Raw genomic sequence first — 21765 nt, forward strand, 5'->3', positions numbered from 1 at the left:
GCCAGATCGGAGGCGGACAGGTTCGCCCTGTTGAGAGCCGTCTGGACCACCGAGCGGGTGCGTTCCCAGATCTCCACCGGGTCGTGCTCGACCCAGCCGGCCCGGGGCAGGATCTGCTCGTGTTCGAGCTGGTGGCGGGCGACCTCGTTGCCGCCGTGGTCGAAGATCATGAATCGGGTGCTCGTCGTCCCCTGGTCGACTGCTCCGACGAAGTCAGGCATGAGGGTCGTGTCTCCTTTGGCGCTCGGTTGATCAGCCGGGGCCTCTCCGGTCCGGCGGCTTGCGGGGCGGCTCGCGCGCGGTCTCCCGGCCGGTCTCGTGTACGGTCCCGGACGGACGTCAGGCGGGGTCAGGCTGCCTCGCTGTCGGCCGGCACCCGGCCCGCCCCGGGCTCGTCGGCCGGCACCGGCACCCGGCCCGCCTCGGGCTCCTCGCCGGGCGGCAGGAACCGGGCCACCATGATCTGGTAGAGGCCCGCGCCGAGCAACCCTCCGATCAGCGGGCCCACGATCGGCACCCAGAAGTAGAGCCGGCCGTACTGGTCCTGCCAGGCGGTCTCGTAGCCGGTGAGGAAGGAGGCCAGGCGCGGCCCGAAGTCGCGGGCGGGGTTGATGGCGTAGCCGGCGTCGGTGCCCCAGGCCATGCCGATCGCCACCACGATCAGGCCCACCACGAAGGGCGCGAGGTTCGCCGCGGGCGCGGAGTTGCGCAGGTCGGAGACGGCGAGTATGAGCAGGAGCAGGATCGCGGTGCCGATCACCTGGTCGCGGAGGGCGCCCCAGGTGCCCACGGGCAGGGTGCCGTTGCCGGGCAGCGTCGAGAAGACGCCCTGTGTCTTGATCGTCAGTCCCGGGTCGGCGGCGTGCAGCACCTCGGTGTAGTTCCACCGCACGATCAGCGCGGCGACGAACGCGCCCGCGGTCTGCGCCAGCGAGTAGGGAAGCACCTTGCGCCAGGGGAAGCCCTTGAACGCGGCGAGTGCGACGGTGACGGCGGGGTTGAGGTGCGCCCCGCTGATCCGGGCCGCCACGTAGACGCCGAGGGTGACGCCCAGGCCCCAGGCCCAGGCGATGCTGTCGTGGTCGCCGATCCCGCCCGCGACGACCTGGGCGACGACTCCGGTTCCGAACAGGATAAGGATCATGGTTCCCGCGAACTCGGCGGCCAGCTCACCGAGCAGGCCCCGGGCTCTCACAGATTCCGCCACTTCTCCTCCTCATCGTGCCGTGCTGCGGCGCGGGCCGTACCCGGCTCGATGCGGCTACCGGGGGCCTCGCGGACAGCCATGGAGGAAGGCCACCGGAACCCGGCGGCCCTCGCACAATTCGGACGTTAAGGTCATGATGATCAACGGTCAACCGTAATAACAGAGAAATATTCTGGCATTTCGGCGCGTTTCCGCCGTGGCGATTCCGCCGGTCGTGACGTGTGCGCCGGGCCGCCACGCCCCCGGCGAACCGGGACCCGGCCCTTGCCGTGCCCGCCCTGACATGTAACGGTCGAAGAGAATCCGACCGCGAGTACAGGGGGGTACGTTCCGCATGGAGAAGAGGATGCCGTTCGAGCGGGAGAACCTGCTCGACCTGCCCGACACGTACCGGGAACTGCGCGCCACCGAGCCTGTGGCGCGGGTCCGCACCTACGTGGGCGACCCCGCGTGGCTGGTCACCGGCTACGAGGAGGCCCGGCAGGCCCTCTCCGACCCGCGCCTGGGCCGCTCGTCCCCCGATCCGGAGCGCTCCTCCCGGATCTCGGACTCGGTGCTGTTCGGCGGCCCGCGCGACGAGATCGAGACCGAGAAGTCCCGGCACCAGCGGATGCGCCGGATGCTCACCCCGGCCTTCTCCGCCCGCCGGATGGGCGCCATGCGGCCGCGCGTCCAGGAGCTCGTCGACGAACTCCTCGACCGCCTCGCCGAGCTGCCGAAGCCGGTCGACCTGCACGAGGGGTTCTCCGTCCCGCTGCCCATCCTGGTGATCTGCGAGCTGCTCGGCGTGCCGTACGAGGACCGCGACCACTTCAGGAAGCTGGCCGACGAGATGGGGATGCTGGGCGACCCGATGCGGGCCCAGGCGGCGATGGACGCCATGACCGACTACGCCGGGGGGATCCTCGCCGAGAAGCGGGCGCGCCCGGCCGAGGACGTCTTCTCCGACCTGGCCACCATGGACGCCTCCGACGAGGAGGCGGCCAAGCTCGCGGGAGGGCTGCTGTTCGCGGGTCACGAGACCACGGTCAGCCGGATCGACTACGGCGTGCTCCTGCTGCTGTCCAACCCCGAGCAGCGGGACGCCCTGGTCGCCGACCCGTCGCTGGCGGACGCGGCGGTGGAGGAGATCCTGCGCCTGGCCGCGCCGAGCGACCACGGCCTGCCCCGCTACGCCCAGGAGCCGGTCACCGTCGGCGGCGTGGCCGTCGAACCCGGTGAGGCGGTGGTCGTCTCCATCCAGTCGGCCAACCGCGACGAGCGGGCTTTCCCGGATCCCGAGCGGTTCGACCTGCGCCGCCCCACCGGCGAGCCGCACGTCGGGTTCGGTTACGGCCCGCACTTCTGCATCGGGGCGAGCCTGGCCCGGGTGGAGCTGCGGACGGTGTTCGGCACGCTGTTCCGGCGCTTCCCCACGCTGGCCCTGGCGGTGCCCATGGAGGAGATCCAGGCTCGTCCGAACGCCCTGACCGGCGGCCTCACCGGCCTGCCCGTGACCTGGTAGCCCGGCCGTCCCCTGAAAGGGGCGGCCAGGGCGGGGAGATCGCTCAGGCCAGGGGGACGAAGGAGTCGCGGGCGTGGTCGGCGACGGCGGCGCCGACCACGGTCGCCTCGATCGGCAGCACGTCCATGCACAGCCGGATCGCGTCCACGAGCATCGGGCTGGGCACCCGCATGGACAGCGTGCAGTGCGGCACCCAGCGGCCGGGCAGATAGACGTCGAAGCCGCCGATCCCGGCCCGGCCGAGCCGTTCGTGCACCGCCGCGTGGTGGGCGAGCAGCTCCGGCGTCGGGATCGGGCCGAGCCAGAGCACCCGGCCCAGGAACTGCCCGACGAAGTCGAAGCGCAGCTCGAACGGCACCGCCACCCGCATGTCCCGCAGCGCCGCGACGACCCCGGGGCCGTCGAGCCGGGGAGCGCCGATCAGCGAGACGTGGGGACGGTGCCGGCCGCTGAGCAGGTCGCGCATCGACGGCACACCCGCCCGCGCCAGCGCGTCCCACAGCGTCCTGATGCGTTTCTCGGCGGCGGGATCGAGATAGAGCTCCAGGGCGGCGACCATGAGGGAAGGGTAGGGCCTTTCCCGCGGACCCCCGTCCCGCCGGGTCCGGCACCCGGGTCAGGGACGCGGGTGCCGGACCGGTGGGACGGGCGCCGGACCCGGGCCAGGGCGCCGGGTCCGGCGGGTCAGAGCAGGAAGCCGGTCGCCCCGTAGGTGACCTCGGACAGGACGGCCTGACCGCCGGTGTTGGGGTGGAAGTAGTCCCAGGTGCTCAGGTGCGACAGCGTGAAGGGGTAGGAGAAGACGGCGCCGCCGTCGTGCCGGCAGTTGACCTGCTCGGAGCAGACCCGTGTCAGGACGTCGTTGAAGTCGACGACGCGCTGCCGCACCCGGTCACGCCGGTCGGCGTCGGCCTGGGCGGTGGACAGCGGGTTGGCCAGCATCGACTTGCAGATGCCGAAGGCCGACCACGCCGTCCGGGCCGACGAGCTGCCCTTGCCCGCCTCCCACAGCCGCTTGATGTCGGGGATGGTGGCGACGAAGATCGACGCGTTGGGCAGGCCGGTGACGAGCGTCTGCATCGCCGTACGGAATCTCGCCTCGAAGTCGGCGACCGACGTCATGGTGGACTCCGACGACGTACAGGCGTCGTTGGCCCCGATGAGGATCGTCACGTAGCCGGCGTTCTGGGAGACGGCCTTCTGGGCCTGGCCTGCCATGTCGGCGACCTTGGCGCCCGTCTTGGCGTCGTTGTAGGCGACGAGAGACGGGTTGGCGGCGCGCAGGCGCAGGTAGTGGCTGTTGACGGACGTGCTGGACCCGGTGGACCACGACCTGGACGCGCAGTCGAGGTAGTAGCCGCAGGCGTTGAAACCGCGGGTGATGGAGTCGCCCATCGAGGCCATGACGCCGGGGGCCTGGGCGGCCTGCGAGGCGTTCGCCAGGGTCAGGGCCGGGACGAACGCGAGCATCACGGCCGCGAGGAGGGTGAGGGCGCGATGGAGGGTGAGGGCGCGACGGAGGGTGTGCATCTGCTCTCCTGGGGGGTGCTCCCCTGTCGGGGGTCGTGCTCAGAATGTCAGGTCGCCGCCTCGCTTTGACAAGTGGAGATGACAGATCGGTTATTCATTCTTGACTTTCGCCTCCGCGCCGCCGCGAGACCGGGCGGGGCGCCGCGCCGGGTCCGGTGTCCGGACCCGGAAGTCCCAAGACACGCCCAAGGACGTTGCCGGAGTTATTGGGGGCCCGGGGGCGGCGCGGTGACCTGCGGCGGAGGAGAATGGGAACGGTTGTCCGGGAGTGGACGGGGCGCGAGCGCCCACACGCCGAGAGGACACGGCAATGATCACCATCGAAACTCCTCTCTGGGCCGCCCGGCTGCGTGCGCGACGGCGGGCCCGCCTGTGGAGCCGGAGAGAGCTCGGGGAACGGGTCGCCGAGGCCGCGGGTGACGCCGGCCGCGACCGCCTGCCCGGCCCGGACGGGATGGCCGGGATGGTCGCCTCCTGGGAGGCCGGGGAGCGGCCGGACGAGATGTGCGCGGAGTGGCTGTGCCGGGCGTTCGACGCCGACGAGACCGGCGAGAGAGGCCTGTTCGGCGGGGAGGCGGCCGGCACGACGCTCTGGCACCACCTGACGGGCGTGCCGCTGGTGCCCGAGCGGTTCTCACCCGACGACGAGGAGCGGACCGGCCGGGCGATCGAGGACCCGGCGCGGGCCGACGACCGTACGGTCGCCTACTTCGAGGCCGTGCTCGACGCCTACACCCGCACGGACATGCGCCCCGCGGGCCTGGTCGGCGCCCTGGCCCCGGTCTTCGGCGCGATCCAGGGGCTGCGCCGCGACGCGGGCCCGGCCGTCCGCCGTTCCCTGCTGCGGCTCAGCTCGCAGGACGCCGACCTGGTCAGCCGGATGTACTGCGAGGCCGGTGACCCGGAGGCGGCGCTGGTCTGGTCGGACCGCGCCCTGCGGGCCGCCCGGGAGGCCGGTGACGAGCGGCTGGTGGCGTACGCGCTCGCCCACCGGGCCGGGCTGGAGGAGTTCCGCGGCGATCCCGGGGAGGTGATCGGCCTGGCCGTCGCCGCGCGCGAGCACGTCACCCCGGCCGAGCCGCCGGCCGCGACGGCCCGCAGGCACGAGGCGCAGGGGCACGCCATGGCGGGTGAGGAGGACATGTGCCACCGCTGCCTTGAGGAGTGCGCGGAGGAGGCGGCCGCGGGGACGCCGGAGACGCCGGGAACGCCGGGAACATCGGCGGCGTCCGAGGCGCTCGGGGCGTCACGGTCCGGGGTGGAGGGGGTGGCCCGCCCGGAGCCCGGGACGCCGGACGACGACCGGCTCCGCCCGATCGAGTACCCCGCCGGGCTGGGCGGCGCGCTGGCCGCCGGCTGTCTCATCGACCTGCACCGTCCCGCCGACGCGATCGAGATGCTGGAGCGGGAGCTGCCCGGCGCCCCGGCCGGGTACATGACGGCGTACGCCATGGCACGCCTGGCCCACGCCTACGCCGACGCGCACGAGGACGAGCGGTCGGCCGCGACGGCCCGCGCGGCGCTCGCGCTGTCGCAGCGGACCGGCGCGACCCGTGCGATGCGGGAACTCCTCCTGATCCACGGCGAGGCGCCCCGCTGGATGTTCGCGGGCTGACAGCCGGCCCCCGCGAACTCAGGCGGGGTCACCGGGGTCCCGGGACGCGCGGAGGATTCCGGCGCGGGCGGCGACCAGGGCGGTGTCGGCCGCCCGGTCGGCGATCGTGTCGTCCACCGGCTCGCCGCTGACGAACAGCCGGTAGTACAGCGGCGCGACGGCGGTCCGCACCACCTCGGCGGGGTCGGTGCCCGCCGGCAGCTCGCCGCGCTCGACCGCCCGGGTGACGAGGACGGCCGACTGCTCGTGGCGGGCGGCGAAGAACGCGCGCAGCGCCCGCGCCGTGGGCACGTTGCGCATGGCGGCCGCGATGAACGCGGTCGAGACCGGCCCCAGCTCCGGATCGGCGAAACCGGCCACCACCAGGCGGGCGAGCGCCCGCAGGTCGCCCTGGATCGAGCCGGTGTCGGGGACGGGCCAGGGCTCGCCGCCCGCGAGGTCGAGGGCGTCGGCGGCGAGCCCCTCCACGCCGCCCCAGCGCCGGTAGACCGTCGTCTTGTGGACGCCGGCGCGCGCGGCGACGCCCTCCACGGTCAGCCCGTCGAACCCCTTCTCGCCCAGCTCGGCGAGGGTCGCCTGCCGTACGGCCTCGCGCACCCGCGCGGCGCGCCCGCCCGGCCGGGTCGTCCCACCGGAATCCACGATCCCTCCCGTTATCCGTTTGCCCGTCCCGCGTCGCGTCGGGCATACTCCATCTTAACGCAACTAGTTGCGTTAAGATCTGCCACAGCGACCAGGGAGCGCAGCAGCCATGGGCATCTCGCCGGACACCGCCACGACCCGTTCATCCCGTCTCCCGGAGGAAAACCCTGTCCACCCAGCTCTCCCTTCGCGACGTTTCCAAGGCGTACGGCGACCGGCCGGTTCTTGACCACGTCTCCTTCACCGTCCGACCCGGCGAGCGCGCCGGGATCGTCGGGGAGAACGGCTCCGGCAAGTCCACGCTGCTGCGGCTGATCGCCGGCGTCGAGCCCCCGGACGACGGTGAGATCACCGTCGTCGCCGACGGCGGGATCGGCCACCTCGCCCAGACCCTCGACCTGCCGGACGACCACACCGTCCAGGACGCCGTCGACGCCGCGCTCGCCGACCTGCGCGACATGGAGCGGCGGATGCGCGAGCTGGCCGCCGACCTCACCGGGGACCGGCTGTCCGAGTACGGCGACCTGCTCGACGCCTACGAGGCGCGCGGCGGCTACGAGGCCGACGCCCGCGTCGACAGGTCCCTGCACGGCCTCGGGCTCGGCCGCGTCGGGCGCGACCGGCGGCTGGGCGGCCTGTCCGGCGGTGAGCGGGCCCGCCTCGCCCTGGCCTGCCTGCTGGCGGCCTCCCCGGAGATCCTGCTGCTCGACGAGCCGACCAACCACCTCGACGCCGCCGCCACGCACTGGCTGGAGGAGCGGCTTCGGTCCCACCGGGGCACGGTGGTCGCCGTGTCGCACGACCGTCTCTTCCTCGACCGGGTGGCCACCGCGATCCTGGAGGTCGAGGACGGCGGGGTGACCCGCTTCGGCGGCGGCTACACCGGGTTCCTGGCGGAGCAGGCCGCGGCCCGGCGGCGCTGGGAGCAGGCGTACGCCGACTGGTGCGAGGAGGTACGGCGGGCCGAGGAGTTCACGGCCGTCACCGCGCACCGCGTCGCCCACGGTCGCGCCATGAAGGACAACAACAAGATGGCCTACGACCGTGACGCCGGCCGGGTGCAGAGCTCGATCGCCGGCCGGGTCCGCCAGGGCGCCGAACGCCTGCGGCGGCTCCACGAGGACCCGGTGCCCAGGCCGCCCGATCCCCTGCGTTTCGGGGGCGTCCCCGCCTCCGGCGCGGCGAACGACACGGTGAGCGACGCGGCGGACGGTACGGCGGACGGCCCGGTGAGCGGCCCGCTGGACGGTACGACGGCCGGCGCGGTGCACGGCACGGTGAACGGCACGACGGCCGGCGCGGTGAACGGCACGACGGGCGGTGCGATCGCCGAGCTGCGGGCCGTACGGGTGGCCGACCGGCTCCACGTCGGCTCCCTGACCGTCGGGCCGGGCCGGCGGCTGCTGGTCCACGGCCCGAACGGCGCGGGCAAGTCCACGCTCCTGCGGGTGCTGGCCGGCGTCACCGAGCCCGACGAGGGCACCGTACGGCGCCGCGGCCGGATCGGCTACCTGCCGCAGGAGTCGTCCTTCGACCGGCCGGAGCGCCCGCTCCTCGCCGCCTTCGCCGAGGGGCGGCCCGGCCACCCCGAGGAGCACCGGGCGCGGCTGCTGTCGATGGGACTGTTCCGGCCCGAGCAGCTCACGACGCCGGTCGGGGCCCTCTCCGTCGGCCAGCGGCGCCGGCTCGGCCTGGCCCGCCTGCTGACGGAGGAGGCGGACCTGCTGCTGCTGGACGAGCCGGCCAACCACCTGTCGCTCAGGCTCGTCGAGGAGTTGGAGGAGGCGCTCGCCGCCTACCAGGGCGCCCTCGTCCTGGTCTCCCACGACCGGGCGCTGCGCGGCCGGTTCACCGGCGAGGAGATCGAGCTCCGCGACGGCCGCCTCCGCTGAGCGCCGAGCCCCGTCCGCGGGGAAGGTCCTCCATCAGCCGGTCCAGGACGTCGCCGCCGAGCGCCGAGCCCCCGCCCGCATGGAAGAGCCCGTCCTCCCCCGTGACGACCGCCTCATGGCGCGCTCCGACCCACCATCTGTTCCCCCGGACGAAAGGACCCCCATGTCATCCGACCAGACCTTCTCCGTGACGGAGATCCACGTGTCCGGCCCGGACGCCGGGCCGTACGGCATCGCCGCCGGACCCGACGGCGCGCTGTGGTTCACCCTGGTCCACCAGGGCCGGATCGGCCGGATCACTCCCGGCGGGGAGCTCACCTCCCATCCGCTCGATCCGGCGTCGGGCGGGCCGACCACCATCACCGCCGGGCCCGACGGCGCCCTGTGGTTCACCGAGTACCGCGGCCACCGGATCGGGCGCCTCACCACCGGCGGTGAGGCCACCGCGTTCCCGCTGCCCACGCCGGAGGCGGGGCCGTTCGGGATCGCGGCGGGGCCCGACGGCGCCCTGTGGTTCACCGAGACCGGCGCCGACCGGATCGGCCGCGTCACGGTGGACGGGGAGGTCACCGAGTTCCCGCTGCCGGAACGCGGTGCCTTCCCGTCGGCCATCGCCGCCGGGCCCGACGACGCCCTGTGGTTCACGATGAACCAGGCGAACGCCATCGGCAGGATCGGCATGGACGGTGACGTCGCCGTCCACCGGCTGCCGACCGAGGGCGCGGCCCCGGTGGGCATCACCGCCGGGGTGGACGGCGCGATGTGGTTCGTGGAGATCGGTGCGGGTCAGATCGGGCGGATCACCCCGGACGGGCGGATCGAGGAGTTCCCGCTCCCCGACCGCGCCGCCCGCCCGCACGCCATCGTCGCCGGCCCGGACGGGAACTGCTGGTTCACCGAGTGGGGCGCCAACCGCGTCGGCCGGATCACCCCCGGCGGGCGGATCGACGGGTACGCCCTGCCGACCCCGTCGTCGGAGCCGCACGGCATCGCGGCCGGTCCGGACGGCGCGCTGTGGGTGGCGCTGGAGATCGGCGCGCTGGCCCGCCTCGCCCCGGAGTTCGCGGGCTGACCGTCCGGCGTACGGGCAGGACCGGGAATTCAGTTCCGAAGCGCGGGTATGGACCCCGAATGAGCATCAACGACGAACTTCACGAGGTTGAAGAGGAAATCGCGCGACTGCGTTCCGAGGCGGCCGACCTGCGCGAGCAGGTGAACGATCTCGGCCCGACCGACGCGGTCGAGCGGTCGGCTCTGATCACCATGGCCGAGCAGCAGGAGTCCCTGGCCGACGACCTGGAGGTCAGGCGCGAGGGGCTGAACCGGAAGCTCGGCGAGGCGGGCCAGGGGGAGTCGCGGGGGTCCTGAGCCGCGGGGACCGGTGGGCCGCTTTCTCCGGGGACGTGACGTGACACATCGCAGGCGGTCGGTTACACGCCACCTCGAAGGGTACCCATAACAACGAACCATCATCGGGGGGACGAAATGATCAAATCGCTGCACAAGATGGGCGTGAAGTCCAGCATGATGTATGCGGCCGGGCTCGCGTCCATCGGCCTGTCGTTCGCGACGTGGTACATGTCGCTCTCGCAGGAGAAGGCCGGGCTGGACCGGGCGGACCGCTGGGGCATCTTCATCGGCGAGTGGGCGCCCACCTTCTTCGCGATGGGCGTCGCGCTGCGGATCGAGGAGACCCACGAGGGCATGGAGCAGGGCCGGGGGCACGGCATGGAGATGACCGAGGGGACCTACGCCGAGGGCATGATGCCCTCGCGCGCCGGGGTCTAGCCCTTCGCGGTCCCCGCCGCGGGGACCCACGCGAAGGTTCGGTTCACGGTGACGACCGCGAACGGGCCGCGTCCACGGGTGCGGCCCGCTCGCGGTCATGACCGTCCGACCACCGCCGGATGCCGGGGGTCGTCGGCGCGGACGACGACGTCGGCGCTCTTCACCGGCCCGGCCTCGTCCTCGTAGCGCGCGTAGGCGGGCAACGTCCACCGCAGCCCGGGGTCGGTCCGCCGGTCCAGCGCGCCCGGCGACAGCCACAGGTGCACGGTCAGATCGAACGGCAGGCCCCGGCCCAGCAGCAGGCCGCCGTCCAGCAGCAGCACCCCGCCCGGCGGCACGGTGACGTACGGCGCGCGGGTGGCCCGGTCGGTGACGCTGTCCCACAGTGTGGGGACGATCCGCCCCGAGGAGCCGGGGCCGAGCGGGGCGAGGACCTCGCGCACCAGGCCCTTGAGGTCGAGCCAGTCGTCGTAGTAGGCGTCCGGATCGGTACGGCCGTGCTCCAGGCGCAGCGATGCCGGGCGCAGGAAATCTCGCGCCGACACCCTCATCACCTCCCTGCCGCGCAGGCGGAGCGGGCCGGCCAGCGCGTCCGCGAGATCCTCCGGCCGCGCGGCCGGGGCTCCGTCGAGCGCCACCCGGACCCAGGCGTCACGGGGGGCCGCGGCGATCCGGTCGGCGAGTTCCTCCACCAGCAGCGACGGGGTGATGGGCCGTATCCTCACCGGGACATCCTCTCCCACACGCCTGTCCGGAAACTCCCGCGAACCCACCTGGAAACCCTCGCGCGACCGTCCGGAAGCCCCCCGCCCGCCCGGGAGTCCCCCCGCGCCCGGAGACACGCGACGACCCGGCAACGCGCCGCCATCGAGGACGCGCCACCACCGGGGCGAACTCATCGTCCGGCCGGCAAGGCCCGCCCTCCGGGGACGCGCCGCCACCGGGGCGAAACCGCCGTCCACCGCCCGAGGCCCGGCCAATCGCCATGATCCAGTCAAAGTCGGACGTGATCTCGCTCAAAAATCAGCACATCCGGGTTGTCACACGGTCACTCGCGGTAACGATCCTGATGGATCGTACCGGCTCGGCCGTGACTGGACGCCGGTCTCCCTGGCGGCGCCGCCCTCTGGCGGAGGCGGCGACGGGAGGCCGACGTGACCTTCGCGTCTCACCGTCACCGCGCTCGCGGCCGGCTACTCATGGAGACCGCGAGTCAGGAGAACTTCAATGATCAAGCGTGGCAAGCCGACCAAGAACGGACAGGTCAAGCTCACCTTCAGCGTGCCGGCCGACCACGCCGCCGGCGGGATCTCGCTGGTCGGCGACTTCAACGGCTGGGATCCCTACGCCCACCCGATGCAGCGCAGGAACGGCACCTACCAGGTGAGCCTCACCGTCCCCTCGGAGAGGCCCATCCGCTTCCGCTACCTCGCCGACGGCGGCGTGTGGTTCGACGACGCCGACGCCGACCACTGTGACGAGCACGGCTGTCAGCTGAACCCGACGGGCCGCGAGGACTCCTCCACGGCCCCCTTCCCGGCCTGACGCGCCGCGTCCCGGCCGTGCCGGCCCCACCCGATGGCCGCCGTCCACCGGGACGGCCCTACGCCTCCCGCTCCGGACCGCGGCGGAGACGGTCCAGCAGGACGGCGAGCACCGTGCCGTACACCACATGGCCGGCGGCCATCACCGCCGGCCGACCGGGCCGGTCGTCGGAGATCGGCGGCAGGATGCCGAAGCCCGGCACCCAGCCCTGGTAGCTGACGAGCCAGATGGCCAGGCCGTAGCCGGCGCCCAGGGTGACCGGCGCGCGCCGTCCCCCGCGGAGCAGCGCGAGCAGGGAGCCGCAGGCCGCGCCGAACCCGAAGTGCGCGATCGTGCCGAGCGCCTTCTCCCCCGGCTTGGGACGGTGCCGGTGGCCCGGCAGGACGGCGCGGGCGATCCGCTTGGGAGGCTGGTCGGGCATCAGCCCCGCCCGCTGCCCGGCGATCGTCACCGCGCTCATCACCGCCGTCGCACCCGCCCCGGCGACCGCGCCGCGCACGAGATTCCCCACCGTCACCTGATCTCTCCCGTCTTCCCGTCCCCGTCGGACGCCTTCTTCCCGTCTCCGCCGAGCGCGGCGAGGGTGTCGCGGGCGAGCTGGAGCTCCTCCCGCGGTTGGACCACCAGAACCGGTACGGCCGCGCCCGGCGCGCTCACCACCCCGTCCTCCTCCACCGCGGCACGGGCCGGCGGTTCGACGCCGAGCAGGCCGAGCCGGGCGCAGACGGCCTCGCGGACCTCCGGCTGGTCCCAGCCGATCTCCCCGGTGAACACCAGCGCGTCCAGCCGGTCCAGGCTCGTCGCGGCGGCCCCGATCTCCCTGGCCACCCGGTGGGCGAACACCGCGAGGGCCAGCGCGGCGGCGGGGTCGGCGGCCTTCACCAGCTCCCGCGTGTCACCGGACCTGCCCCCCGACAGCCCGATCAGCCCGGAGCGGTGCTCCAGGCCGTCGCGCAGTTCCGCAAGGGTCAGCCGGGAGTCCGACAGCAGCCACAGCAGCATGCCGGGGTCGACGCTGCCCGACCGCTTGCTCATCGGGACGCCCTCCAGCGGTGTGAAGCCCATCGAGGTGTCCAGGCTGCGGCCCTCGCGGACCGCGCACACCGAGGAGCCGCCGCCGAGGTGGGTGAGGACGAGCCGGAGCGTCCCGGCGGGCCTGTCCAGCAGCTCCGCCGCCCGGCCCAGCGCCCAGGAGTAGGACAGGCCGTGGAAGCCGTAGCGGTGCAGGCCGTACTTCTCGCGCCACTCCGCGGGCAGCGGGTAGGTCGCGGCGCTCTCGGGCAGACCGGCGTGGAAGGCGGTGTCGGGGCAGAGCACGTGCGGGACGCCGGGCAGCAGCCGGCGGCACGCCTCGACGAGCGCCAGCGCGGGCGGCACGTGCAGCGGGGCGAGGTCGGCGTATCCGCGCACCGCGGCCACCACGCCGTCGTCGGCCACCGTCGGGCGCCGTACGGCCTCGCCGCCGTGCACCAGGCGGTGCCCGACGGCCGTGATCTCGTGGTCCCCCGCGGCGTCGAGGAAGTCCGCCACGGTCCGCTCGACCTCCGCCGGGTCCGGGCTCCGCTCGCTGTGCTCGACGCGCAGCACCTCGCCGTCGCGGACGAGGTGGAGCTGGAGGCTCGACGAGCCCGCGTTGACGGTGAGCACCGCCCGGTCTGTGGTGGCCATGGTCTCCGGGTGCCCGGCCCGGAGCGGGGCAAACGCCCACCCGGACCGGGGCGGACGCCGGCCGGGCGGGGGTGGACACCGGCCGCGCGGGGGCGGATGCCGGGGCGGACGGGGGTGGACGACCGGCCCGGACCGGGGCGGTCGACCGGGGCGGACCGGGGCGGACGACCGGGCGACGCCCCTCCTCCCGGGGCGCGGCGGGTCAGGCCCCGGCAGCATTGAACTGTGCCCGGCCCGGGCGTACGGTGGTCGCAGCGGTTATCCGTCTCTGCACGCTCCGTAGGGAGCCGTCAGGCGTGGTGAGAAGAACGCCGGGTCCGCCCGGCGGGGAGGCCCTCGCTGATATGGTTCCCGTGATCGAAACGGGCAGGGTTGTCCGTCGCCCACCTCGACCGGGGAAAGCGAGCAACCGCTCTCCCCAGAGGGCGGAGAGGTCGCGAGGGCGCTGTTTCCAACAGCTGTGGACAGCGGGGCACATATTGATGAACCGGCTCTCCATCGCCGTGAACGACCAGCCGCGGTTCGCCGTGGTCTCGCTGGCCGGCGATCTCGACAAGCTGTCCGCCTCCGATCTGGAGGAGGCTCTCTCCGCGCTGCTGACGCGCGGGCGAGTTCACATCATCATCGACGTGCACGAGCTGAGATTCTGCGACTCCACCGGCGTGTGGGCGCTGCTCAGCGGCCTGCGCGGCGCCTACGAGCGCAAGGGCTGGCTGCGGCTGGCCGGGGTGCACGGCTTTCTGGAGCGCCTGCTCGACCTCACCCGGCTCAGGGACGCCTTCCCCATCGACGCGAGCGTGGACGAGTCCGTCCTGCGCGCCTTCGAGGGAAACGTCCCGCTCTCCCTCTGACCCGTCTCCTCTTCTGAGATCACGGAGAACCATCGAGGGACCATCGGGTCCGCCCGCCCCCCGCGGTGATCCGCCGGGGCGTCCTCCGTCCCGGTTCCGCCGCGCGGACCTCCCCCTCCCGCACGGCCGCGCATACCTCCCGTACGGCTCGCCCGCCGTCCCCGGCGCCACCCCCGGCCTCCCGTTCGGATGCCTGCCGTACTTCGGATGCCTGCCGTACTTCGGATGCCCGCCGTACGAGCAATAAAAACGAATTCGGATTGCCATTACCGGAAAATCCACGTTTAACCCTCCCTTTAAGGGAAGGGGCCTGTCTCACAAGTGAACCAAGGAGGCGTGGATGCCCAAGTACCACCCGGGCCGTATCTCGGCCGTGGCCCTCCTGGTGGCGGCCCTCAGCGCCTGCGGCGGCGTCGGAGCGAACAGCGGTGACAGCCGCGGCGGAAGCGGAGAGGCGGGCAGCGGTGGCGCGGGATCGTCACTGACCACGATGGGATTCGGTCTCCCCGACGAGATCGCCACCGTCCGGGTCGACGCGTTCAGGAAGGCGTACCCGGACGTGAAGGTCGCGATCAACGAGGGCCAGTTCGACGAGCAGGCGTTCCTGTCGGCGGTGGCGAGCGGCAACCCGCCGGACGTCGTCTACCTGGGCCGTGAGCGGATCGGCAGCTACGCCGCGCGCGGGGCCATCCAGCCGCTGGACGACTGCGTCTCCCGCGAGAAGATCGCCACCGGCGACTTCTACCCGGCGGCACAGCAGCAGTCGAAGTACGACGGCAAGTGGTACGCCGTCCCGGAGTTCTACAACTCGATCGTCCTGCTGGTGAACAACAAGGCCGCCAAGGACGCCGGGGTCGATCCGGCGAGCATCGACACCTCCGACTGGGACGCGCTGGCCAAGCTCGCGGAGAAGATGAACCGCGTCCGGGACGGCAGGATCGAGCGGTTCGGCTTCTATCCCAAGTTGCCGGAGTTCCTGCCGCTGTGGGCCAAGGCCAACGGCGCCGACATCCTGTCCGCCGACGGCCGCACCGCGAAGCTCGACGACCCGAAGGTGGTCGAGGCCCTCGACTACGCCGGCCGCCTGGTGGAGTCGCAGGGCGGCTGGAAGAAGCTGAAGGCGTTCACCGAGACCTTCGACTACTTCGGCGAGGAGAACCCGTTCGCCACCGACAGGCTCGGCGCCATGCTCACCGAGCAGTTCGTGGTCAGCGCCATGGCGGGCACGACGCCGGACGCCGACATCACCGTGCTGCCGGTCAAGGACCGCCAGGGCCACCCGGTCAACAACGTGGGCGGCAACGCGTGGGTGGTCCCCAAGGGCGCCAAGCACCCCGACGTGGCCTGCCGCTGGATGAAGACCATGACCTCCGCCGACACCTGGATCGCGGCGGCCAGGGCCCGCGCCGACAAGCGCGCCAAGGAGGGCAAGGTCAACATCGGCACCTACACCGGCAACGTCAAGGCCGACGACGTCATCTTCTCGGAGGTCGTGAAGCCCAGCGGGCACAAGGCCTACGACGACGCGGTCAAGACGATCCGCTCGGTGCAGCAGGCCGGGTTCGTGGTTCCGCCGTCGGCGGCCGCGGCCGAGTTCACCAAGGCATGGCAGGACGCGGGCAACCGGGTGCTGCTCGGCGAGAGGAAGCCGGCCGACGCCATGAAGCAGGCGCAGCAGCAGGCGCAGCAGGCCATCGACGAGGCGACACAGTGATCCGCGCAGTGATCCGCGCGGTGGTTTCCGTGGTGAGCCGCGCGGTGGTTTCCATGGTGAGCCGCCGGTCGGCGGCCCCGCGGGGGCCGCGGTGAGGCGGATCCGTCCGGAGACGCGGTGGGCGTACGTCTTCCTGCTGCCGTGGCTGATCGGCCTGGTGGTCTTCCAGCTCGGCCCGATGGTCGCCAGCCTGGTGCTGTCGTTCACCGACTTCGACCTGATCGGCAGCCCGGAGTTCGTCGGCCTCGGCAACTACGCCAAGACGGCCCAGGACCCGAAGGTCCTCCGGGCCGTCGGCAACACCGTCTACTACACGGCGCTGCACGTGCCGCTGTCCATCGCGCTCGCGCTCGCCCTGGCGCTCATGCTCAACCGGATCACCGGGCGGGCGGCGGGCGTGTTCCGGACGATCTTCTACCTGCCGTCCATGACGCCGTACGTCGCCGTGGGCGTGCTCTTCCTGTTCCTGCTGAACGGCCAGGCCGGGATGGTCAACCAGTTCCTCGGCCTGTTCGGGATCGAGGGACCGCAGTGGACGACCGACCCGGACTGGATCCTGCCGGGCATCGTGCTGATGTCGCTGTGGAACCTGGGCTCGACCACGATCATCCTGTTCGCGGCGCTGCGCAACGTGCCACGCGAGCTGACCGAGGCGGCGATGATCGACGGGGCCGGCCGGTGGCAGCGGTTCCGGTCGATCACGCTGCCGATGATCAGCTCGGCTGTCTTCTTCGTGGTGATCATCAACACGATCTCCGCGCTGCAGATGTTCGACCAGGTCTACGCGATGTTCTTCGGCAACCAGATCGCCCAGCAGTCCCACGGTGACGCGGCCCTGTTCTACGTGGTCTACCTGTTCCAGCAGGCCTTCCAGTTCCTGCACATGGGATACGCCTCCGCCCTGGCCTGGGTGCTGTTCCTGGTCATCATGGTGATCACCCTCATCCAGGTGAAGGTGGGCAACCGGTTGGTCTACTACGAAGCCGAGGAGCACGCCGGATGACCACCACGCTGGACCGGGCGCGGCCCCGGGTCGAGGCCGGCGGCCCGGCCGACGACGCCGGACGCGGGTCGCGGAAGGTCTTCTTCCTGGTCATGCTGTCCGCGGCGTCGGCCCTGTTCCTGTACCCGTTCGTCTGGCTCGTGGTCGCGTCGCTCAAGCCGCGGTCCCGGACGTTCGCCGACCCGTTCGTCCCGTGGCCCCACCCGTTCGCGCCGGAGAACTACCTGGCGGTCTGGGACGCGGCGCCCATGCTGGCGTGGCTGGTCAACACGCTGATCATCGGCGTCGTCGCGGCGGGCGCGGCCACCCTGTCGAGCGCCTTCGTCGCCTTCGGGTTCGCCTACTTCCGCTTCCCGGGCCGCAACCTGCTCTTCGGCAGCGTGCTGGCGACGATGATGCTGCCCGCGGCGGTCACGCTGGTGCCGACCTACCTCATCTGGAACTCGGTGGGGCTGACCGGCACGCAGGTGCCGCTGTGGGCGGGCAACCTGTTCGGCTCGGCGTTCTACGTCTTCCTGCTGCGCCAGTTCCTGCTGGGCGTGCCCCGGTACGTCTTCGAGGCCGCCCGGGTGGACGGGGCGTCCTACCTGGACCTGTTCTGGCGGATCGCCGTGCCGCTGGCCAGACCGGCGCTGATCATCGCCTTCGTCTTCGAGCTCAAGGCGAGCTGGTTCGACCTGATGAAGCCGCTGATCTATCTCCAGGACCCGGCGCTCTACACGCTGCCGCGCGGCCTGAAGGCGATCGTCGACCAGTTCTACCAGGGCGGCGACCCCAAGTGGGAGATCGTCCTGGCGGCGAGCGTCATCACCACGCTCCCGCTGGTCGTGATCTTCTTCTTCGGCCAGCGCCACTTCGTCCAGGGCATCGCCACCACCGGACGCCGCTGAGCGGCCGCCGGGCCGCCGGGCCGGAAGGACGGCCCGGCGGCCCGGCGGCCCGGTCAAGCCGGTCGCCGCTCGAAGGGGGTGCCGGGCCGGTACAGGACGGCGTGGATGCCGACCGCCGCGGCGGCCTCGACGTTGACCGCCCGGTCGTCGAAGAAGGTGACCTCGCCCGGTTCCGCGCCGAGCTCGTGCAGGACCTTCTCGAAGATCTCGGGGTCGGGCTTGGCCAGGCCGAGGCGGCAGCTGTAGAAGAGGTGGTCGAACGCCCGCGCCCACGGCGCCCGGTCGATGGCCGCGGCCATCGGCTCGGGGGCGTTGGACAGCAGCGCGAGCCGGTGGCGGCCGGCGAGGGCGCGGATCGCCTCCAGGCTCGCCGGGTCGGGGCGCGACCAGCTCGCGGTGTCGGCCGCGTCGAGCGCGGCCACCAGCGGGTCCCCCTCGGAGAACCCGCGGTCCAGGACGTCGCCCCAGTAGGCGTGGGAGGGTCTCCCCCGGTCGTAGAGGTCCCGGTGACGCCAGTAGCGGTCGAGGAACGTCTCGGTGTCGAGGTCGGCGAGGACCGCCATGGCCGTCACGTCCTCGGCCGCCTGCGGCAGCGAGATGACCTCGCCGTAGTCGAGCAGCATCCAGGTGGTCACGCGTCTCCTCCGTCTCGTGGCGAACTTCGTCTCCGTACCGGAGCCGGTCGCGGCGGTCCCGCGGCACCCGGCCGGCCACTGCGGGCGGACCGCCGGAGGCCACCGGAGACCGTCCCCGGAGCCTCGCCGTACAGAGGACCGCCGGAACCGCTCCGCAAGGCTTTCCGGTTCATTTGAACATCTCACGTGTTCGAAGACAAGGGAGACCGGTCACCGGGAGAAGGCACGGGTACGGCGAACGGACCGCCCAGGTGGTGCGGCGCGGTCCGGATCAGTCGCAGCGCATGACGAGCCGGACCGTCGAACCGGCCGGCCCGGATGTGATCTCCACCTCGTCGCACATCTGGCGCATCAGCCAGAGCCCGTAGCCGCGGCGGGACCCGACCTCGGGCGCGGTCATGCCCGCCCGGGGATCGGTGAGCGTCCCCGCCTCGTCGCTGATCTCGGCCACGACGCGGTCGGCGTATCGCCGCAGGACGAGGACGCCCGGGGTGCGGGCGTGGTCCAGCACGTTGTTGGCGGCCTCGCTGATGGCGAGGATGAAGTTCGCCTCCTGCCGCTCGCCCAGCTTCGCCGGGGTGAGGAAGTCACGGGTGCGCTCGCGCAGCTCCGACAGGTTCCCTCCGATCGGGAGGCTCGTCACCGCCTCTCCATGAGCGTCATCGGCCATGGGGCGGCTCCTCGATGATCGGGACGACCCGGTCGAGCGCGGAGAGCCGGAAGAGGCCCCGCAGATGCTCGCCCACGTCGGCGAGGGCGAGCCAGATGCCCCGGCCCGTCGCGTCGGCGTGGGCGTCGAGCAGCATGACGATCCCCGAGGAGTCGCAGAACGGCACGTGGGTCATCCGGATCACCAGGCGGGCGGGGCGTCCGGCGAGCTCCTCGCCCACCGCGGCGCTCAGCGGTTCCACGGCGTCCCTGTCGAGGTCACCGATCGGGATGAGGACCCGAGCGCCTTCTCGATCCGTCTGTCTGTCCAGACGAATGCCCATATGTCCCCGCCGTGGAATAGATCGATCGACCAGGTATCGTCACACTACCCAACGCATGGGAGGCAAACTCCGAGGTGAGAGCCTACGGCGGCGAGATGGGCAGGCGGGTCCGCGAGCACGACTGGGCCGGCACCCCGCTCGGTTCGATGGAGCGGTGGCCGGCGGTGCTGAGGACCGCCGTCGACATCGTCCTGTCGTCACGCACCCAGATCGTCCTGTTCTGGGGCCCCGAGCACATCGGCGTGTACAACGACGCCTACGTCGCCGCGATCGGCGCCAAGCACCCGGCGGCCCTCGGCCGGCCGGCCGCGGAGACCTGGCCCGAGATCTGGGACGCGCTGGGCCCGCTGCTCGACCGGGTCCGCGAGTCGGGAGAGCCGTTCTGGGACCGTGACCACCCCTTCCTGCTGGAACGGCACGGCTTCCTGGAGCAGACCTACTTCGACCTCTCCTACGACCCCGTCCGGCTGCCCGACGGCACCGTCGGCGGAGTCCTCTGCCTGGTCAGCGAGATGACCGGCCGGGTTCTCGGAGAGCGCAGGACCCGCGCCCTGAACCGTGTCGGCCTGGCCGCGAGCGGGATGACGACGCGGCCCGACGTGGCGGCGGCCGTGGTCGCCGCGCTCGCCGGGCACGGCCGCGAGGACGTGCCGTCCGCCCTCGTCTACCTCCTCGGCGACGACGGCGACCTGCGGCTCACCACACCGCGCGACACCGCTCCCGGCCGGATCTCCGCCGGTGACGAGCCGGTGGCCGCCGCCCGCCGGGCCCCGGTCGTCGCGGCGTCCGGCGGGCGTTTCGGCGTGCCCGGCCCCGTCATCGTCCTGCCGCTGGACTCCGGGACCAGGTTCCAGGGCCTGCTGGTGTGCGGGGTGAACCCCCTGCTGCCGGTGGACGAGTCCTACCGGGAGTTCTTCCAGGCGCTCGCCGAGAGCGTGTCGCGGGCGCTGACCGCCGCCGAGGCCCACGAGCGGGAACGCGACCGGACACGCGCGCTCGCCGAGCTCGACAGCGCCAAGACGGCGTTCTTCGCCAACGTCAGTCACGAGCTGCGCACGCCGCTGGCGCTGATCCTGGGACCGCTGGAGGAGCTGCTCGGCCGGGTGCGCGGGATCCTACGGCCTGCCGAGGCGCGGTCCCGGCACAACCGCCGGCTGCGCGAGCTGACCGAGGCCGCGCTGGCGATCAACAAAGCGTCGACGGCCCACGAGGTGCTGACCCTGACGGAGCGGTACGGCCGGCTGCTGGCGGACTCCCCCGGGGCGGCGGTGACGCTCACCTCCGACGGCCTCGTCGTCACCCCGCCGGACGGAAACGCCCCGGGCGGGACCGTCACGGGCGAAGCCGTCGCGAGCGGAGACGCCTCGGAGGGGACCGTCGCGGACCGAGACGCCCCGGAGGGAACCCTCGCGGGCGGGACCGTCGCGGGCAGAGCCGCCGTCACCGGTGAGCCGGCGCTGGACCGGCTCGCCCAGCTCGCCCTCGCGCGCCTGGCGAACCTGGAGCGGCTGGAGCTGGAGCACCGGATCGCGACCACGCTGCAGCTCGCCCTGCTGCCCGAGGTCCCCTCCGCCGGCGACCTGCGGATCGCCGGCCGCTACCTGCCGGGCAGCGACGAGGCGGAGGTGGGCGGCGACTGGTACGACGCCATCCGGATCTCCGACGACGAGCTGATGCTGGTGATCGGCGACGTCGTCGGAAAGGGCGTCGAGGCCGCCGCCACGATGAGCCGGGTGCGCAACGCGCTGCGTGCCTACGCCGTGGAGGACCCCGAGCCCGGCCGCGTCCTCTTCCGCCTCAACCGGATGGCCTGCGGCCCGGGTGAGCGCATGCGCTCCACCGTCCTGTGCGTACGGATCTCCCGGGTCACCGGGTACGTGCGGTACGCCGGCGCCGGGCATCCGCCTCCCCTGGTCTGCCGGGCGGGCGGGGAACCCGAGTACCTCGACGGCGCGCTCGCCCCGCTGATCGGGGTGCTGCCCTCCATCGGCTTCCCCGCCTCCGAGGCGCGCCTCGGGCCCGGCGACCGGCTGCTGCTGTACACCGACGGCATCGTGGAGAAGCGGCCGACGGGCATCCTCACCGGCATGGACCGGCTCCTCACCGAGGCGGCGCGAACGGCCGGCCTCGACCTGGAGGCCCAGCTGGAGTCGCTGCTCTCGCTCGTCGAGGGCGTGGACAACCGGGACGACGTAGCCCTTCTCGGCTTCGTCCACCCCGTGGAGCGGTGACCGGACCGGGACGGCGGAGCGGGACTTCCAGGCCGGGGCGGCGGGCCAGGACGCCCAG

Annotated in this window: 23 protein-coding genes; 12 read left to right on the forward strand and 11 right to left on the reverse strand. The window is 72.7% G+C overall.

What is annotated here, in order from left to right; translation table 11 throughout:
* Both IEZ10_RS15305 and IEZ10_RS15310 read right to left on the reverse strand, forming a co-directional pair.
* A partial coding sequence (locus tag IEZ10_RS15305; protein ID WP_268246318.1) for an FGGY family carbohydrate kinase occupies positions 1 to 221 on the reverse strand: 221 nt, incomplete at its 3' end.
* Positions 222 to 349: 128 nt separating this feature from the next.
* Positions 350 to 1207 carry an MIP/aquaporin family protein gene (locus tag IEZ10_RS15310; RefSeq protein ID WP_189247177.1) on the reverse strand — a complete coding sequence of 286 codons (858 nt, stop codon included), beginning with the start codon at positions 1205 to 1207 and terminating at the stop codon, positions 350 to 352.
* A gap of 346 nt (positions 1208 to 1553) precedes the next feature.
* Between IEZ10_RS15310 and IEZ10_RS15315 the strand changes: the two genes are divergently transcribed.
* The gene (locus IEZ10_RS15315) at positions 1554 to 2711 is read left to right on the forward strand and encodes a cytochrome P450 (RefSeq protein WP_229811297.1); all 1158 of its coding nucleotides are present in this window, start codon (positions 1554 to 1556) and stop codon (positions 2709 to 2711) included.
* A gap of 43 nt (positions 2712 to 2754) precedes the next feature.
* Here IEZ10_RS15315 and IEZ10_RS15320 read toward each other — a convergent pair whose 3' ends face one another.
* Positions 2755 to 3270 carry a 2'-5' RNA ligase family protein gene (locus IEZ10_RS15320; protein WP_189247179.1) on the reverse strand — a complete coding sequence of 172 codons (516 nt, stop codon included), beginning with the start codon at positions 3268 to 3270 and terminating at the stop codon, positions 2755 to 2757.
* A gap of 125 nt (positions 3271 to 3395) precedes the next feature.
* Positions 3396 to 4241: an SGNH/GDSL hydrolase family protein gene (locus IEZ10_RS15325; protein ID WP_189247180.1), complete on the reverse strand. Its 846-nt coding sequence runs from the start codon at positions 4239 to 4241 to the stop codon at positions 3396 to 3398.
* Positions 4242 to 4551: 310 nt separating this feature from the next.
* Between IEZ10_RS15325 and IEZ10_RS15330 the strand changes: the two genes are divergently transcribed.
* On the forward strand, positions 4552 to 5856 hold the full coding sequence (locus IEZ10_RS15330) for a hypothetical protein (protein ID WP_189247181.1): 1305 nt from the start codon (positions 4552 to 4554) through the stop codon (positions 5854 to 5856).
* Between the two features lie 18 nt (positions 5857 to 5874).
* Here IEZ10_RS15330 and IEZ10_RS15335 read toward each other — a convergent pair whose 3' ends face one another.
* The gene (locus IEZ10_RS15335) at positions 5875 to 6498 is read right to left on the reverse strand and encodes a TetR/AcrR family transcriptional regulator (protein WP_308426275.1); all 624 of its coding nucleotides are present in this window, start codon (positions 6496 to 6498) and stop codon (positions 5875 to 5877) included.
* A gap of 167 nt (positions 6499 to 6665) precedes the next feature.
* On the opposite strand from IEZ10_RS15335, the gene IEZ10_RS15340 reads away from it, so the two are divergent.
* From IEZ10_RS15340 to IEZ10_RS15355, 4 genes are all read left to right on the forward strand, one after another.
* Positions 6666 to 8390 carry an ABC-F family ATP-binding cassette domain-containing protein gene (locus tag IEZ10_RS15340; protein WP_229811353.1) on the forward strand — a complete coding sequence of 575 codons (1725 nt, stop codon included), beginning with the start codon at positions 6666 to 6668 and terminating at the stop codon, positions 8388 to 8390.
* Positions 8391 to 8553: 163 nt separating this feature from the next.
* Positions 8554 to 9462, forward strand: a complete 909-nt coding sequence (locus tag IEZ10_RS15345) for a Vgb family protein (RefSeq protein ID WP_189247182.1) — start codon at positions 8554 to 8556, stop codon at positions 9460 to 9462.
* Positions 9463 to 9521: 59 nt separating this feature from the next.
* Positions 9522 to 9758: a hypothetical protein gene (locus tag IEZ10_RS15350; protein WP_189247183.1), complete on the forward strand. Its 237-nt coding sequence runs from the start codon at positions 9522 to 9524 to the stop codon at positions 9756 to 9758.
* Between the two features lie 117 nt (positions 9759 to 9875).
* Positions 9876 to 10178: a hypothetical protein gene (locus IEZ10_RS15355; RefSeq protein ID WP_189247184.1), complete on the forward strand. Its 303-nt coding sequence runs from the start codon at positions 9876 to 9878 to the stop codon at positions 10176 to 10178.
* A gap of 95 nt (positions 10179 to 10273) precedes the next feature.
* Here the strand turns inward: IEZ10_RS15355 and IEZ10_RS15360 are convergent, their stop codons facing one another.
* Complete coding sequence (locus tag IEZ10_RS15360; RefSeq protein ID WP_189247185.1) at positions 10274 to 10903, reverse strand: nucleoside/nucleotide kinase family protein; 630 nt, start codon at positions 10901 to 10903, stop codon at positions 10274 to 10276.
* A gap of 502 nt (positions 10904 to 11405) precedes the next feature.
* On the opposite strand from IEZ10_RS15360, the gene IEZ10_RS15365 reads away from it, so the two are divergent.
* Positions 11406 to 11723 carry an isoamylase early set domain-containing protein gene (locus IEZ10_RS15365; protein WP_189247186.1) on the forward strand — a complete coding sequence of 106 codons (318 nt, stop codon included), beginning with the start codon at positions 11406 to 11408 and terminating at the stop codon, positions 11721 to 11723.
* Between the two features lie 58 nt (positions 11724 to 11781).
* On the opposite strand, the gene IEZ10_RS15370 is transcribed toward IEZ10_RS15365, so the two are convergent.
* Both IEZ10_RS15370 and IEZ10_RS15375 read right to left on the reverse strand, forming a co-directional pair.
* Positions 11782 to 12240: a DUF6789 family protein gene (locus IEZ10_RS15370; protein WP_229811298.1), complete on the reverse strand. Its 459-nt coding sequence runs from the start codon at positions 12238 to 12240 to the stop codon at positions 11782 to 11784.
* The gene (locus tag IEZ10_RS15375; protein WP_189247187.1) at positions 12237 to 13391 is read right to left on the reverse strand and encodes an acetate/propionate family kinase; all 1155 of its coding nucleotides are present in this window, start codon (positions 13389 to 13391) and stop codon (positions 12237 to 12239) included. Before IEZ10_RS15375 ends, IEZ10_RS15370 begins: the two co-directional genes overlap by 4 nt.
* A 482-nt stretch (positions 13392 to 13873) precedes the next feature.
* Between IEZ10_RS15375 and IEZ10_RS15380 the strand changes: the two genes are divergently transcribed.
* From IEZ10_RS15380 to IEZ10_RS15395, 4 genes are all read left to right on the forward strand, one after another.
* Complete coding sequence (locus IEZ10_RS15380) at positions 13874 to 14242, forward strand: STAS domain-containing protein (RefSeq protein ID WP_189247188.1); 369 nt, start codon at positions 13874 to 13876, stop codon at positions 14240 to 14242.
* Positions 14243 to 14582: 340 nt separating this feature from the next.
* Positions 14583 to 15956 carry an ABC transporter substrate-binding protein gene (locus IEZ10_RS15385; protein WP_189247189.1) on the forward strand — a complete coding sequence of 458 codons (1374 nt, stop codon included), beginning with the start codon at positions 14583 to 14585 and terminating at the stop codon, positions 15954 to 15956.
* A gap of 91 nt (positions 15957 to 16047) precedes the next feature.
* Entirely contained in the window at positions 16048 to 16959 is a 912-nt protein-coding gene (locus IEZ10_RS15390) for a carbohydrate ABC transporter permease (RefSeq protein WP_229811299.1), read from the forward strand.
* Positions 16956 to 17849 (forward strand): carbohydrate ABC transporter permease, encoded by an 894-nt coding sequence (locus IEZ10_RS15395; protein ID WP_189247190.1) that lies wholly within the window; start codon positions 16956 to 16958, stop codon positions 17847 to 17849. Before IEZ10_RS15390 ends, IEZ10_RS15395 begins: the two co-directional genes overlap by 4 nt.
* A gap of 53 nt (positions 17850 to 17902) precedes the next feature.
* Here IEZ10_RS15395 and IEZ10_RS15400 read toward each other — a convergent pair whose 3' ends face one another.
* The 3 genes from IEZ10_RS15400 to IEZ10_RS15410 form a co-directional block, all read right to left on the reverse strand.
* Positions 17903 to 18484: an HAD-IA family hydrolase gene (locus IEZ10_RS15400; protein WP_189247191.1), complete on the reverse strand. Its 582-nt coding sequence runs from the start codon at positions 18482 to 18484 to the stop codon at positions 17903 to 17905.
* Positions 18485 to 18755: 271 nt separating this feature from the next.
* Positions 18756 to 19154 (reverse strand): ATP-binding protein, encoded by a 399-nt coding sequence (locus tag IEZ10_RS15405; protein ID WP_189247192.1) that lies wholly within the window; start codon positions 19152 to 19154, stop codon positions 18756 to 18758.
* The gene (locus tag IEZ10_RS15410; RefSeq protein ID WP_268246319.1) at positions 19144 to 19476 is read right to left on the reverse strand and encodes an STAS domain-containing protein; all 333 of its coding nucleotides are present in this window, start codon (positions 19474 to 19476) and stop codon (positions 19144 to 19146) included. The genes IEZ10_RS15405 and IEZ10_RS15410 overlap by 11 nt, the downstream gene beginning before the upstream one ends.
* Positions 19477 to 19550: 74 nt before the next feature.
* Here IEZ10_RS15410 and IEZ10_RS15415 point away from each other — a divergent pair, with 74 nt between their 5' ends.
* Positions 19551 to 21707: a SpoIIE family protein phosphatase gene (locus IEZ10_RS15415; protein WP_189247194.1), complete on the forward strand. Its 2157-nt coding sequence runs from the start codon at positions 19551 to 19553 to the stop codon at positions 21705 to 21707.
* Positions 21708 to 21765: the final 58 nt, after the last annotated feature.

This window comes from Streptosporangium pseudovulgare (genome assembly GCF_014648055.1).
GTDB lineage: Bacteria > Actinomycetota > Actinomycetes > Streptosporangiales > Streptosporangiaceae > Streptosporangium > Streptosporangium pseudovulgare.